General features: G+C 69.9%; 12 protein-coding genes. 4 read left to right on the top strand and 8 right to left on the bottom strand.

Annotated elements, in window-relative coordinates:
* Positions 1–2 precede the first annotated feature (2 nt).
* From ku to GIY56_RS18785, 7 genes are all read right to left on the bottom strand, one after another.
* Positions 3–866 carry a non-homologous end joining protein Ku gene (ku, locus tag GIY56_RS13460; protein WP_154765362.1) on the bottom strand — a complete coding sequence of 288 codons (864 nt, stop codon included), beginning with the start codon at positions 864–866 and terminating at the stop codon, positions 3–5.
* A 54-nt stretch (positions 867–920) separates the two neighbouring features.
* Positions 921–3,203, bottom strand: a complete 2,283-nt coding sequence (locus tag GIY56_RS13465; RefSeq protein ID WP_154765363.1) for a glycosyltransferase family 4 protein — start codon at positions 3,201–3,203, stop codon at positions 921–923.
* Positions 3,200–4,300 carry a zinc-dependent alcohol dehydrogenase gene (locus GIY56_RS13470; protein ID WP_196053631.1) on the bottom strand — a complete coding sequence of 367 codons (1,101 nt, stop codon included), beginning with the start codon at positions 4,298–4,300 and terminating at the stop codon, positions 3,200–3,202. Before GIY56_RS13470 ends, GIY56_RS13465 begins: the two co-directional genes overlap by 4 nt.
* Positions 4,290–6,380 (bottom strand): glycosyltransferase, encoded by a 2,091-nt coding sequence (locus GIY56_RS18895; protein ID WP_328288547.1) that lies wholly within the window; start codon positions 6,378–6,380, stop codon positions 4,290–4,292. Before GIY56_RS18895 ends, GIY56_RS13470 begins: the two co-directional genes overlap by 11 nt.
* Positions 6,381–6,387: 7 nt before the next feature.
* Positions 6,388–8,721, bottom strand: coding sequence for a UDP-galactopyranose mutase (glf, locus tag GIY56_RS13480; RefSeq protein ID WP_230312521.1), 2,334 nt, complete (start codon positions 8,719–8,721; stop codon positions 6,388–6,390).
* Positions 8,718–9,884, bottom strand: coding sequence for a glycosyltransferase (locus GIY56_RS13485; protein WP_154765366.1), 1,167 nt, complete (start codon positions 9,882–9,884; stop codon positions 8,718–8,720). Before GIY56_RS13485 ends, glf begins: the two co-directional genes overlap by 4 nt.
* Before the next feature lie 84 nt (positions 9,885–9,968).
* Positions 9,969–10,103, bottom strand: coding sequence for a hypothetical protein (locus tag GIY56_RS18785; protein ID WP_268866578.1), 135 nt, complete (start codon positions 10,101–10,103; stop codon positions 9,969–9,971).
* A gap of 239 nt (positions 10,104–10,342) precedes the next feature.
* Between GIY56_RS18785 and GIY56_RS13490 the strand changes: the two genes are divergently transcribed.
* The 4 genes from GIY56_RS13490 to GIY56_RS13505 all read left to right on the top strand — a co-directional run bounded on the left by GIY56_RS13490 (position 10,343) and on the right by GIY56_RS13505 (position 13,749).
* On the top strand, positions 10,343–11,020 hold the full coding sequence (locus GIY56_RS13490; RefSeq protein ID WP_154765367.1) for an SDR family oxidoreductase: 678 nt from the start codon (positions 10,343–10,345) through the stop codon (positions 11,018–11,020).
* 38 nt (positions 11,021–11,058) lie between these two features.
* On the top strand, positions 11,059–12,093 hold the full coding sequence (locus GIY56_RS13495) for a site-specific integrase (RefSeq protein WP_154765368.1): 1,035 nt from the start codon (positions 11,059–11,061) through the stop codon (positions 12,091–12,093).
* 113 nt (positions 12,094–12,206) lie between these two features.
* Positions 12,207–12,455, top strand: coding sequence for a hypothetical protein (locus GIY56_RS13500; RefSeq protein ID WP_154765369.1), 249 nt, complete (start codon positions 12,207–12,209; stop codon positions 12,453–12,455).
* 19 nt (positions 12,456–12,474) lie between these two features.
* A complete protein-coding gene (locus tag GIY56_RS13505; protein WP_230312522.1) occupies positions 12,475–13,749 on the top strand; it encodes a Gfo/Idh/MocA family protein in 1,275 nt (424 codons plus the stop codon).
* Here GIY56_RS13505 and GIY56_RS13510 read toward each other — a convergent pair.
* A complete protein-coding gene (locus GIY56_RS13510; RefSeq protein ID WP_154765370.1) occupies positions 13,736–14,233 on the bottom strand; it encodes a cell wall hydrolase in 498 nt (165 codons plus the stop codon). The two genes, GIY56_RS13505 and GIY56_RS13510, sit on opposite strands and share 14 nt — an antisense overlap.
* Between the last annotated feature and the right edge of the window lie 155 nt (positions 14,234–14,388).

The following is a 14,388-nucleotide window of genomic DNA, read 5'->3' on the forward strand; positions in this document are numbered from 1 at the left end:
GCCTAGCCGGCCTTCTTGCGGGTGGACGGGTGGGACGGAGCCTTGGGCTTCGCCCCGCCGCCGCGCGGCTTGGTCGTGCGCCGCGCGGGCTTGGCCATGGCGGCGCTTTCGCGCAGGGCGGCCATCAGGTCCACGGGCACCTCGGGTTCGGGTTCCTTGCGGGGCTGGATGGTGCGGCCCTCGATCTTGGCGCGGACCAGGTCGGCCAGCGCGGCCTCGTAGCGGTCGTCGAAATCGCGCGGATCGAAGCTGCCGCGCTTGGTCTTGATGATGTGTTCGGCCAGGTCCAGCATCTCGCCCTCGACCCGGATGTCGGGCAGGTCGGCAAAGACCTCGGCGGGGTTGCGGACCTCGTAGTCGAAGTTCAGCGTGGTCCCGATCAGCCCGCCTTCATGGGCGCGGATCAGCACCGTGCGGACGCGGCGGAACAGCACGGTCTGCGCCAGGGCCGCGACCTTTTTCGCGCGCATCCCGTCGCGGATCAGGGCAAAGGCTTCCTCGGCCCCTTCATCGACGGGGGCGATGTAATAGGGCTTGTCGAAATACAGGTCGTCGATGTCGTCGCAGCCGATGAAGGCGGTGATGGACAGCGTCTTGTCGCTGTCGGGCACCGCGGATGCGACCTCGCCCGCGTCCAGCATCACGTAATCGCCCGAGCCGACCTCGTATCCCTTGACCTGGTCGTCGCGGTCCACCGGCTTGCCCGTCTCGCTGTCCACGAAGACGCGTTGCAACCGGTTGCCGGTCTTGCGGTTCAGCGTGTGAAAGGCGATGCGTTCCGAGGTCGAGGCGGCGGTGTAAAGCCCCACCGCGCAACTGACCTCTCCGACCTTCAGAAATCCCTTCCAGCTTGCCCTGGGTGCCATCGCCGCCTCCGCCATCCGTCGCAAAACGAACGGCTTGGGGCGGGTCGGGTTCCGCTAGGTCCCCGCCATGGCGCGGCGCGCGATTTCCTGGGCGAGCGGCCATTCGACCGCCCGCATCCCGCCCGAGGGATCGTGCCCCAGAAGCCCGTTGGGGCACAGCCGGTCGTCGTCCCATCCGGGATGGTTGGCGATGGGGTAAAGGCAGATGCCTTCCACCCGGACGCCGCGGTCGCGGGCGCGGGCGACCTCGTCGCGGATATAGGCGAACCAGGATGCGCGGCGCGCGCCCTCGGTCCCCGTCTCGGCGATCATCAGCGGGCGGTCGTAACGCGCCGCGACCTCGACCAGCAGGTCGGACAGGGGGCGATACCAGGGGTGGTCCATGTCGATGGGCGGGCCGCCGTGGATCCACTGGTTGTTCCAGTAATAGTTGACCCCCACGATGTCCAGGAAGGACGGATCGCCGCCAAGCTGCGGCCACATCCGGCCCATGATCAGCTCGAAGGCCTGGAACTGCGCGTCGTGATAGCCATGCGCCTCCCACAGCGGACGCCCGTTATGCGGGTCGTGGTGGATCGCCAGCAGGGGTTCGGCATGAACGAAGCGCGCGCGGGGATCGACGGCGCGCAGTTCGTGCATGGCCGCGATGGATGCGCGGGCCAGCTGGCATTTCAGTTCGTATCCCCGATGCGCGGCAAAGGGGTTGAGGTATTGGGCGTCGCCCCCCGCCCAGGCGAAGAAGCTGATCTCGTTGACCGGGCACCAGAAGGGCACGGCATCCGTGATTTCCCGGTGGTGCAGCGCCACGGCGCGGGCAAAGCGGGCAAAGCGGTCCACGAAAGCCGCGCCCCAGATGTCCAGGTCGTCGGGCCAGCCGTAATGCAGCAGATCCCAGATGACCTGCGTGCCGGTGTCGCGCGCGGCCCGCATCATCGGCGTCAGGCTGGAGAAATCGTAGCGCCCCGGTTCGGGTTCGACCCGGTGCCAGCGCACGCCGTCGCGGCCCGCGCGGATGCCGAGGCCTGCCAGCTGCCGGTAGTCCTGCGCGGCATGAACGTCATGGCCCACGGCCTCGATCAGGTCCAGCCGCCGACCGTTGCGCAGCCGGTGGGTGGAGGATTCCCATCCCCCCAGGGCGAAGCTGTCGAAGGTGGCGGGCGGCGGCGCGGGCGGGCGTTCGGCCAGCACCCGGTCGATCAGCGCCCGCCATTGCGGCACCACGACCTGCGCGGAATAGCTGGCATGGACATGGGCGCGCAGGGCGTGCCCAAGCCGCGCGCGCAGGGGCGCGTCGCCCAGCAGGCGCGCCATGGCATCGGCCACGGCAGCCGGATCCTCGTGGGGCACGAAGATGCCGCTGACCCCGTCCACGATCTGTTCCATCGAGCCGTTGTCGGCGGTGGCGATCACCGGCAGGCCTGCCGCGCCGGCCTCGGCGATGACATGGGGCATCCCCTCGCCGCGCGACAGCCAGCAGAAGATGTCCATGGCCGCCATCAGGTCCGGCACGTCCCTGCGGTCGCCGGTGAAGATCATGCGGTGGCCCAGGGGACCGGCCATGTGGCGCAATTCGTGTTCGTATTCCGGCATGAAGGCGTCGGGACCGCCCACCACGATGAAGCGCGCGCGGGGCGCGGTGTCGGCCAGGCGCAGGGCGGCGGCGACGAAATCCTCGACCCGCTTCTTGCGGTCCAGCCGCCCGGCCCAACCGATCAGGATCTCGTCCGGCGCGATGCCCAGCAAGGCGCGCATGTCGTCGCGGCGTTCGGGGCGGAACTCGTCCAGATCGACCATCGAGGGGATTTCAAGCGCGTCCTGAACCCGGTCCGGCATCTTCGAGGCCGCCGCCGCGCGGATGCTGTCGCAGACGCCCACATAGCGGGTGGTGAAGTGCTTGGGTCCCGACAGGGCCTCGCGGACCAGGCCGCCATGCTCGATCAAGGGCGGGCGCAGCGCCATGCGTTCCAGCGCGGGATAGATGTCGGCCACGTCCTGGCAGGACACGACCACATCGGCCCCCGCCAGCTTGCGGCGCAGATAGTCGATGGTGTCCTCGAACCCCAGGCCATAGGGCGTGGTGTCCACATGCACGCCCAGGTCGGCCAGTTGCTCGTGGGTCTGGTGGGGCATCCCCTCCTTGCGGAGGCAGGGGATGACGGTGATGCGGTACCGGTCGTGCGGCAGGTTGCGGGCCAGCAGGCGGATTTCCGTTTCCTCGCCGCCCACCACCAGCCAGGCCATGACGAAGGTGATGCGGATCAGCGCATGGTCCGGGTGGGGCAGCGGGAAGGCGTCGGGGGGAATGATCCCCCAGGCATGGGTGTCGTCGGCGTTCATGCGGCCTCGAACACGATCTGGAGGAAGTCGGGGCGGTCCGCCACCAGATGGCGCAGGAAGCCGGGCGCGTCGTCATAGGGCACCACATGGGTGATCATGTGCTGCCGGATGGCGTCGCCCTCGGCCTGCAACAGCCGCAGCGTTTCCTGCGCCAGCCGCCGCTGGTCCCAGGCGTGCGCCACGGGGCGCGGCATCCGGTTGATCTGCGCGCAGCGGATCGCCAAACCGTTGTGGTGGAACTCCTCGCCGAAGCGGGCGCCGTCCATGCCGCCCTGGTAGAAGGCCAGGTCGATCACGGTCCCCTGCGGGCGCAGGGCTTGCAGGCAACGGTTGAGGCTGTCGGACCGTGCGCGGGTCTGGAACACGTATTCCGCGCCGCGCCCGGCCGTCTTGTGGTGCCAGGCGGACTTGGCGTATCGCACGGCCTCGTCCTCGCCCATGGCGGTAAAGCCCAGCTTGCGGGCGATGTCCTGCCGGAAGGGCGAGGGGTCCACGACCACGATCTCGGACGCCCCGCCCTGACGCGCGAACAGCGCGCAGAAGAGGCCCACCGTGCCGCCGCCCCAGACCAGGACCGGGCGGCCCTCGACCCCCGCGCCCAGATAGGGGACGCCCGCGCCGAACTGGTCGGCGTCGGCGTGCAGGATGCCGTTGGCGGCGATCGGTCCCATCTGCGCCACGAAGATGCCCAGGATCGGATCCATGCCGCGCGGCAGCGTCAGCAGCAGGTCATGGGCGGGGTTCGCGGTGTGGCCGGTCTTGTGGCCGAAGGTGGTGGCCAGCACGTCGCCGTTGTCGAACCCCGGCGCGCGGGCGTCGATGACCTTGGCCACCTCCATGTAGCCCAGGAAGTTGACGGGGAAGTGCGCCGACGGCTCTCCGGGGATAAACAGACCCTGCCAGTCGTCCCAACGGCTGTGCAGATAGGGGTTGCTGCCTTTCAGGAAGGTCAGTTCCGTCCCCGCCGAAAGGCCCGTGTACATCAGGTCCAGACGCACCTGGCCCTCGCCCGCCGGGCCTTCGTCATAGCCGAAGAAATACGGCTCGTGCGGGCGTTCGATGCCCAGGGACCGGATGTGGCGATGCTCATGCGGCATGGTGGGCATCCGGCGCAGGGGACGGACGAAAGATGGGCTGCGGGTCAGCCCGCAGCCCCTCCATCTTCACGAGGGCGCCGTCGCGGGCGGACTGGCTGACCGCCAGGGCCACGCGGTGGGTCATCAGCGCCTCCCCGTACGGACATCGGATGCGGTTCTCGCGGCCCTGGACGGCCTCGATGAAGTCGCGGTCCTCGCGCCAGACGGGATCGCCATGGGCGTGGCGGACGGGGCGGCCCTGGCCCACATCGACCATCAGGTCATGGTCGCTGATCTCCAGCGCCATGCCGTCGGCGAAGACATGCAGGCCGACGCGGTGGTTCCAGCGCAACAGGCAGGTGGCCGACAGGTTGGCGATGGCCCCGCTGGCAAAGCGCAGGGTGGCGGCGGTGGCGGTGGGCACGCTCAGGCCCCGGAAATCGGCGCGGTCGCGATGGGCGGCCATGCCGAAAACCTCGGTCACGTCGCCCGCCAGGAAACGCGCGGCGTCGATCACGTGGGTTGCCTGTTCGACCACCTGCCCGCCGCTGCGGTCCTGGTCCCACCACCACTCAGGGGGCGGCGTCTGGTCCAGCCAGAAGCCCTGGATCAGATGGGCGGGGTTGCGCGCCAGATGGCCGCGCGCCTCGTCCATCGTGTCCAAGTAGCGCCAGTGATAGCCGACGGCGGTGACAAGGCCTGCCGCCTCGACCTCGGACGCGATCTCCTCGGCCAGGGCGATGTCCAGCGACAGGGGCTTTTCGACGAAGAAGGGCAGCCCGCGCGCGATGCAGGCGCGTTCGGGCGCGCCATGGGCAAAGGGCGGCACGCAGATGAAGACGGCGTCCAGATCCTGGGCTTCCAGCATCGCCTCGTGATCGGGATAGGCCGTGGCGCCGGTGGCCTCGGCGGCCTGGCGGGCGCGGTCCCCGTCGGGATCGCAGACAGCCGCGATCTCCACGTCATCCATCGTCCGCAGCACGCCGAAATGGCGATGCGCGATGCCGCCCGCGCCGATGAAGCCCAGCCTTGTCTTGGTCATTCCGTCCTCGTTTCGCTGCCGCAACACGCGGCGGTAGATTTGCAAAGTGTCCGCCGCCATGCGGTCGGCGGTGAAATGGCCGCGCCAGCGGGCCTGCCCGTCGCGCGCCACGATGGCGCGGCGCAGGGGATCGGTCAACGCCCCCGCCATCGCATCGGCCAGGGGCCGCGACCGGCGCGGCGGGACCAGCCAGGGATGCCCCTCGCCCAGGGCCTCGGCCGATCCGGTCACGTCGGTGGCCACGACGGGCAGGCCGATGGACATCGCCTCCAGCGCGACAAGGGGCAGCCCCTCGAAGCCCGAGGGCAGGACCAGCAGGTCGGATGCGGCCATCAGCGCGGGCACGTCGTCGCGCCGGCCCAGGAAGCGGACATGGCCGGCCAGCCCCAACCGTGCGGCCCAGCGGCGCATCTGCGCCTTGTCCGTTCCCTGCCCCGCCAGATCCAGCCGCGCCGCGATCCCGCGCCGGTGCAGGCGGGCCAGCGCCGCCAGCAGCGTGCGGTGCAGCTTTTGCGGGGCGAAGCGGCCGACGCACAGCATCGCCAGCCCGTCCCCGCCCCGGTGGCGCATGGGCAGCGCGGCGGTGCCGTTCGGAACCGCATGGACCGGCACCCGGCGCCCCATGCCCGCAAGCGCCGCCCGCCAGCCCGCAGCCCCCGCGTCCGAGACCGCGATGATCGCGTCCAGGCCGCGGCTGGCCCGGGCGTAATCGGCGATCTGCCCCGCATCGGTCAAAAGCCAGGGCAGGTGTTCGGTGCGCACCACCGCCCTGCCTGCCCGCACGGCTGCGGCGACAAGGCCGTGGCCTTCCCACCCGATGCCCGCATGGACATGGACAAGGCGCGCGGGGCTGGCGGCCACGACGCGTTGGGCGTCACCCGGGGCAAAGACCTGCGCGGGCAGGCCCATGGCCTTGGCGCGCCGGACCAGCGCGCGGCCTGCGGCGTGATCGGGAAAGCCCAGGCTCGCCATGCCCGGCGGCAGGGACCGGGCCAGGGTCAGCATGTGTTCGCCCACCCCCGAAGGCTCGGGGCTGTCGGTCAGCAAAAGGCAGCGCATCACGCCATCACGCCAGGGGGACCATCGCATCCGCGGCGGGCTGCCGGGCCGTCAACCGCCGGTGGATCGCAAGCGCCTGGCCCACGACCTGATCCATGTTGTAATACCGGTAACTGCCCAGGCGTCCCGCGAAGATCACGTTCGGTTCCGCCGCCGCCAGCGCGTCATAGCGGCGGAACAGCGCCTGGTTTTCCGGGCGCGGGATCGGGTAATAGGGATCCCCCTCGGCTGACGGATATTCGTAGCTGATCGAGGTCCTGGCGTGGACCTGGCCCGTCAGGTGCTTGTATTCCGTGATCCGGGTATGGGGCACGTCCTCGGCCGGGAAGTTCACCACGGCGACGGGCTGGAACTGCGCCCGGTCCAGCGTCTCGTGCCGGAACTGCAGGCTGCGATAGGGCAGCGTGCCGAAGCGGTGGCCGAAATAGGCGTCGATGGGACCGGTATAGACCGTCAGCGCGCCGCGCTCGGCGGGCTTCAGGTCGTGGAAATCGGTGCCAAGCGCCAGCTCGATCCCCGGATGGTCCAGCATCCGTTCGAACATGCGGGTGTAACCCTCGCGCGGCATGGCCTGGTGCTTGTCGGTGAAGTAACGGTCGTCGGTGTTGGTCCGGGTCGGCACGCGCGCCGTCACCGACTTGTCCAGTTGCGACGGGTCCAGCCCCCATTGCTTGCGGGTGTAGCCCTGGAAGAAGGTCTCGTAAAGTTCGGTCCCGATGGCGTTCACCACCACATCGCGCGAGGTGCGGATGTCGGCCACGGGTTCGGCCTTGCGGGCCAGGAAGGCCTCGGCCTCGGCATCCGACTGCATGTCCAGGCCGTAAAGCGCGTTCAGCGTGGTGCGGTTGATGGGCATGGGCACCGACTTGCCGCCCACCCGCGCCAGCACGCGGTGTTCATAGGGGCGCCATTCGGTGAAGCGGCCCAGCCAGGCGAACACGTCGTCGCTGTTGGTGTGGAAGATATGCGGGCCATAGCGGTGGATCAGGACGCCCGCGTCGTCCAGGCAGTCGAAGGCGTTGCCCGCGACATGGGGACGGCGGTCCACCAGCAGCACGCGCTTGCCCGACACCTCGGCGAATTGCCGGGCCAGCACGGATCCGGCAAAGCCCGCGCCGCAGATCGTCACGTCGTGCCTTTTCGCGCCGCGCAAGGTGGGCGGCGTCGGCAGCTTCACGACCGAGGCCGAGGGCGGGTGCTTGCCCAGCACCCGGTCCAGATGGTCCCGCATCCGCCCGAAGGTGCTGTCCCAGCTGAGATCGGCCAGCACCCGGTCGGCGTCGTCGCGCCATTGCGTCTGGCCGCGCGCGGCCAGGGCCTCCTCGCAGGCGCGCACGAAGCCGTCCGCATCCGCCGCGATCCGCACGGCGGCCACGTCGCCATACTGGCGCACCACGTCGCGCACCGGGGTGGACACCACCTGCACGCCACCCGCCAGGTATTCCGGCGTCTTGGTGGGCGAGATGAAGCGCGTCGCCTCGTTCATGGCGAATGGCATCAGCGCCACGTCCCATCCCGACAGATAGGCGGGCAACTGGTCATAGCCGCGCTGGCCCAGCCAGTGGATGTTGGGCGCGCGCGGCAGATCCTCGGGGGCGATCTTGGCCAGGGGACCGATCATCACGACCGACCAGTCGGGATGGGCGCGGGCCAGCGCCGCGATCAGGCCCAGGTCCAGCCGTTCGTCGATCACGCCGTAATAGCCCAAGCGCGGATGGGGCAGGCCCGCCTGGTCGCCCGGTTCCGCCAGCCCGCCCCGGGCGCGGGCGAAATGCGCGGTATCGACCGCCGACGGAAAGGGGTGGATGTTGGCGTGCCGGTCGGCCTTCGCCTCGTAGATCGAATGGCCGCCGGTAAAGACCACGTCCGCCGTGGCCATCAGCGCGGCCTCGTTCGCGGCCAGGTCGGGCGGGGCGAAGCGGAAGGCCGACAGTTCGTCCATGCAGTCATAGACCACGGCCCCTGCCTCGACATGGGCGGCGATGGGCCACATCATGGGCGTGTAGAACCACAGGACCGGACGGTGGATGCCGCCAAGGCCCATCATCTGGTCCAGCAGGCCCGACAGCGCGCGGGCCTGGTCGGCGGGCGACCAGCGGGCGGGGACGCGGGGGCGGATCGCCTGGACCGTGGTGCCCTCGAAGGCGTGGAATTCCAGATAGGGCAGGTGGTGGTCGGTGGGGATCGCTTCTTCCCAGAAGAACAGGCGATAGTCGCGGGCCAGGCGCGACATCAGGTGCTGCGGGCGTTGCAGCACGAAATCCCAACGCAGGTGCGAAAAGCAGATCAGCGCCGGCCGGATCGCAAGCGCAAGGGGGGTCAGGGGGTTGGCATCGTTCATGGCACCATCCTTGCATTGCGGATTTCGGTCAGTTCCCGGGCCAGCACGGCCATGCTGGGCTGCCAGCCCCACCGGGACAGCGCGGCGTCGCGCGGGTCATAGCGGGCGTAATCGCGCAGCAGCATGTCCAGCGCCTCGGCAAAGTCGGCGCCTTCGTGGGCAACGACCCCGGTGTCCGGCGTGACGAATTGCAAGCCGCAGGACAGCCGCGCATTGGCCAGCACCGGCAGGCCCGCCAGCTGGTATTCGGTCAGGATCGCGGGCGCCCCGTCATCGACGCCGCACACGACGCCCACGCGGGCGCGGTTGATCTGGCGGTTCACCTCGTCATGGGACACGCCGGGCGGACCCACGATCTCCAGATCCAGCCCGTCGCGGGCGGCGCGGTCGCGGAACTCGTCGGCCTGGTGGCCGTAGCCCACCACCAGCAGCCCGCGCGTGCCGGGGCGGCGCGCCATGGCGTCGAACAGGATGTCGTGGCGCTTGTAGGGCTGCGCGCAGGCCACATAGACCACGTCGCGGTCCTTGTCCGCGCCCGTCGGAAAGAACGTATCGCCGGATGCGAAGGCGGGACCGATGGGCAGCACCAGGGTGCGCGCGCCGGGCACCCGGGCCTCGATTTCCCGCGACTGCCAGTCGGCGCCGGTCAGGAACAGATCGAACTTCGCCGCCAGGTCGTCGGGGATGCGCAGGGCGGGCGCGTCAATGGAATTGTAGATCTTGACCGAGGCATCGCAGGCCTCCAGCAGCGCCGCATCGACGCCAAGGCCCCAGACACACAGGATTTCGGGCGCGCCCACCTTGGCGATGAAATCCACCGCCTCGCAGGACGCATGGGGCGCGGGACCGTCGGCCCGGAACACGCGCCGGACCAGCCCGGGGTTGCGGGCGTCGGGCGTGCCGTCCGAAAGGTCCCTGTCGCGGTCGGAGTCGCCGTCGCGGCCTGCAAAGCTCCAGACCTCGGCGTGATCGACCAGGCCCGCGGCGACGGCGGCCAAGGGCAGGCGTTCCAGATAGCCGCCGACGACCTCGACCTTGTCAGGCCGCCTCCGGTCTAAGGGAAGCGTGCTTGCCTCCCAGAAGCCGGGATCGGGGGGGGATTGCGGAATGCTGGGCGGGACCTGCGAGCAGAAATCGGAAATCGCAGCAATCCAACCAGGCATATGGGACCATCCAGCAACAAGAGCATGGGTCAACCGTCAACACCCGCAAAGGGTTGCATTGATTTTTATCAGTGTCCAGCCACTTCATGCCGCCAGCGAGGCCGCCGGATCCTGATCCGTTTTCGCGGCCTCCTCCAGCGTCTCGCCGCCCTTGCCGCAGCCCAGGCACGGCGGATGGCCATGGATGCCGTTGCCCAGATGACCGGAACCCGCGGCCAAGGAAGCACCAGGCCCACGACGCCCACGGGTTCGCGCAGGCTCATGGCGATGGGGTTGTCGGAGGCGGGCGCCACCGGATCATGGATGGTCTTGCCGCCCTGTTCCAGAACGCGCATCGGCGGCAGCACGGCCGACATGATCCAGCGGCGTGCCGCCCCACCTGCTACGCCCCCCATGGCTTTCCCCGCGAACGACAATATTCTGGGATGGCGCATTAGAAAAACTATGCGGGGGGACCGATGGACGACGTGGCGGTGGTGGTCGGGGCCTCGGGCGGGATCGGGGCTGCGCTTGTGGCAGAGGTGCAGGCCCGGGGCGGGTTCCGCGCGGTGATCGGCCTGTCGCGGCCGGACCTGGACCTGACCGATCCCGCCGGCGTCGCGCTTGCCGCCCGGCGGGTGGCCGACATCGGCACGCCCGCGCTGGTCATCGTGGCGACGGGCCTGCTGCACGGGCCGGGGGTCGAGCCGGAAAAGACCCTCCGCGCGCTGGACCCCGAGGCCATGGCCCGGGCCTTTGCCGTCAATGCCATCGGCCCGGCGCTGGTGATGAAGCATTTCCTGCCGCTGATGCCCCGCGACCGGCGGGCGGTGTTCGCGGTCCTGTCGGCCAAGGTGGGCAGCATCGGCGACAACCGGCTGGGCGGCTGGTATTCCTATCGCGCGTCCAAGGCGGCGCTGAACCAGATCGTCCGCACGGCGGCGGTGGAACTGCGCCGCACCCACCCCCGGGCCATCTGCGTGGCCTTTCATCCCGGCACGGTCGCGACCGGGTTGTCGGGGAAATTCGCCAAGACCGGCTTGCAGGTCCAACAGCCGCCCGAGGCCGCATCCGCCCTGCTGGACAGCATCGACCGGCTGGCGCCCGGACACAGCGGCAGCTTCCTGGACCGCCTTGGCCACCCGATCCCCTGGTAGGCTTGCGCCCCCGCCCCGATCCGCCGCATCCTGCGCGCATGGACCTGCCCCTTGCCCCCTTGTCCCTGCCCCCCGACCAGGCCGCGGCGCTGGCCGCGCTGTACCGGCGCGGCACGCCCGCCAACACGCTGCGCGCGTGGGAACGCGACCTTGCCTATATCGCCGCCTGGAAGCGGGCGGCCTTCGGCGCGGCGCTTGACTGGCCGGAAAGCGAAGCCGTGGCGCTGCGCTTTCTTCTGGATCATGCCCAGGATCTGACCCGGGTGCCGGGCGCGGCGCAGGACGCGGCGCTGGCGCTGGTGGCGGCGGGCTTGCGCCGCACGCTGGCCTGCCCCGCCCCCGCCACCCTGGACCGGCGCATCGCCAGCTGGCGGGCCTTCCACCGGATGCGGAACCTGCCCTCGCCCTTCGAGGCGCCGCTGGTCTCGCAGGCCCGTGCCCGTGCCCGGCGCGCGGCGGCGCGGCCCCGGGCGCGCAAGTCCGAAAACCCCATCACCCGCCCCGTGCTGGAAGCCATGCTGGCCACCTGCGATCACAGCCACCGCGGCCTGCGCGACACGGCGCTGCTGATGCTGGGATGGGCCTCGGGCGGGCGCAGGCGGTCCGAAATCTCGGCCCTGAACGGGGATGACGTGGACGCGCGCGACTTCGAGGCGTCGGGCCTGCTGCGCATCAGGCTGCTGGCGACCAAGACCACCGGTCCCGGCCTGGCCCCCCGCCTGCCGCTGAAGGGCCGCCCGGCCCGCGCCGTCATGGCCTGGATCACCCTGGCCCGGATCGGCGACGGCCCGCTGTTCCGCCCCGTCAGCCTGTCGGACCGCGTGCTGCCCCGCCGTCTGGGTCCCGAGGCGATCCGCGCCGTGGTGCGCAACCGCCTGGTGCTGGCGGGCTATCCGCCCGATTTCGCCAGCGCCCACGGGCTGCGGTCCGGCTTCCTGACGCAGGCCGCGCTGGACGGCGCCCCCCTGCCCGCCGCCATGGCGCTGTCGCTGCACCGCAGCCCCGTGCAGGCGCAACGCTATTACGCGGATGTCGAGATCGCCGACAACCCGGCGACCGACCTGCTGGGATAGGGCCGGCCCGTCCTGTCTTTCCCTTGGCCCCGCGCCGCCGTGGCGGAACGCCCGGCCCTTCCGGGGGGTTGACGGGGGACACCGACCCCCGACCCATCAGGAAGGAAAGACGCATGAGCAAGGCCACACTGACCCTGGACGGCATGGCCCCCTTGCAGGGGACAGCCGAATCCGGGGGCGACTTCATCCGCTTCCACACCGATGGCGGCCTTGATGCCCGGGGGCTGGACCGCCTGCACAAGGGCCGGATCGAGATCGACGGCAGGACCGAAAAGGTCATGCTGAAAAGCGTCCCCGCGAACCCGGATGCCGACGGGACGATCGAACTGACGCTGCAACGGTTCCAACCCTCGTCGCTTTGATCCCAGCCACGGAGCCTCCATGATGACCATGACCACCGTTTCCCGGCGCGGCTTCCTGCAAACCTCGGCGGCGGGGGCCGGCATGGGCACCCTGGCGCTTGGCCTGGGGACCGCGCCCGCCCTGGCCCAGACCGCCGGGCGCGCCATCGGCACCGGGCAGACGCCGCCCGCCGATCCCCTGGAACGCGGGGCGGCAGGCCGGCCCGAACCCGAACTGGACGCCGCCCCGCGCCCGACCCCGCCCGAAAACCGGCTTGGCTGGGCGGTCTGCGGCTTGGGTCATTTCGCGCAGAACCATGCCATTCCCGCCATCGGCCAGGCGTCCGAGGCGACGCTGACCGGCCTGATCTCGGGCAACCGCGACAAGGCGCTGGCCGTGGGCGCCGCCTGGGGCGTGCCGGAAGGCGCGATCTTCGATTACGGGATGCAGGGGCTGGCGGACAACGACGCCATCGACATCGTCTACGTGATCACGCCCAATGCCATCCACGAGGAAAACGTCGTCGCCGCGCTGGAGGCGGGCAAGCATGTCCTCTGCGAAAAGCCCTTCGCCCATAATTCCGCCGCGGCGCAGCGGATGATCGACGCGGCCAAGGCCGCCGACCGCAAGATCATGATCGCCTATCGCGCCCATTTCGAGCCGAACAACACCGCGTTGAAGGAGATGGTGGACAAGGGCGAACTGGGCGAGATCTGGTATGCGACCTCGGACCATCACCGCCCCCTGGACCCTGGGGTCGAGCGCGACCAGTGGCGGATGGTGCGCGATCTGGCGGGCGGCGGGTCGATGATGGACATCGGCATCTATTCCCTGAACGGGCTGATCTGGCTGCTGGACGAGGTGCCAAGCCGCCTGATCGCCGCCACCTTCTCGCCCGAGACCCCCGACGGCCGCTTCGGCGAGGTCGAGGCCATCGCGCAGGTGCAGCTGGTCTTTCCCTCGGGGCGGCGGGCCGGCATCTCGTCGGGCTATGTCGCCAGCAAGAAGCGGATCGACCTGTGGGGATCGCAGGGCGTGGCGGTGCTGGATCCGGCCACCGAATACAGCGGCAACCGGCTGACGGTCACCACGGCCCAGGGGCAGGAGATCCCCAAGCCGTCGGGTCCCAGCGAACGGCAGTTCACCGGGCAGATCGACCATTTCAGCAAGGCCGTGCGCGACGGCACCCCCATCCTGACCCCGGCGGACATGGGCCTGCGCGACATGCACCTGCTGGAGGCGGTCTATCTCTCGGCCGAACGCGGGGAATGGGTGGACCTGAACCCCGACGGCACGCCGGTCAGCGCCCGGTGATGCCCTCGACGGGATGGGGCGGGATGGGCTGCGTCACCAGAAGGTTGCGGCGCTTTTCGTAGAAGGCGTTGCCGCCTGCCACCAGCACGTAATGCATGTTGTCATAAGGAAAGCGGTGTCCCGCCGTGTGGAAGAACATCGCGTTGCCGACCAGGGGATGGCGCTCGCCGCGCAGGACGGACCGGGCGGCCTCGCGCACCTGCGGCGCGGTCCGCAGGTTCATCTTGCGCCTCATGATGCCCGGCGCGAACTGGTTCTTTTGCGCGACCACGCCGCAGACCGACCGGGGATACTGCCCCGACTGCACGCGGTTCATGACCACGCTGCCCACCGCGACCATGCCGTCGCGGCTGGAGCGGTTCGATTCGAAATACATCGCCCGTTCCATGCATTCCTGTTCGGACATGCGGCCAAGGCCGCAACCCGCCAGCACCAGCGCCATGCCAAGCGCCAGCCCGGCCCGAGACCCCGAGATCATCGTCATCGCCCTGCCCCTGTCCTGCTTGTTGTTGCAGAACGCCTATCAAGAACCGGGTTTCCCCTGCAAGCCGCGCTTACCCCTTACCCCTCACCCCTTATCCTTTTCTGCGACGCTTTTCATTTCGGGGGCTGCGACGAAGCGCCATGCTCTTCGGGGTC

Origin of the sequence: Paracoccus lichenicola, assembly GCF_009708075.1 — a bacterium.
Taxonomy (GTDB): Bacteria; Pseudomonadota; Alphaproteobacteria; order Rhodobacterales; family Rhodobacteraceae; genus Paracoccus; species Paracoccus lichenicola.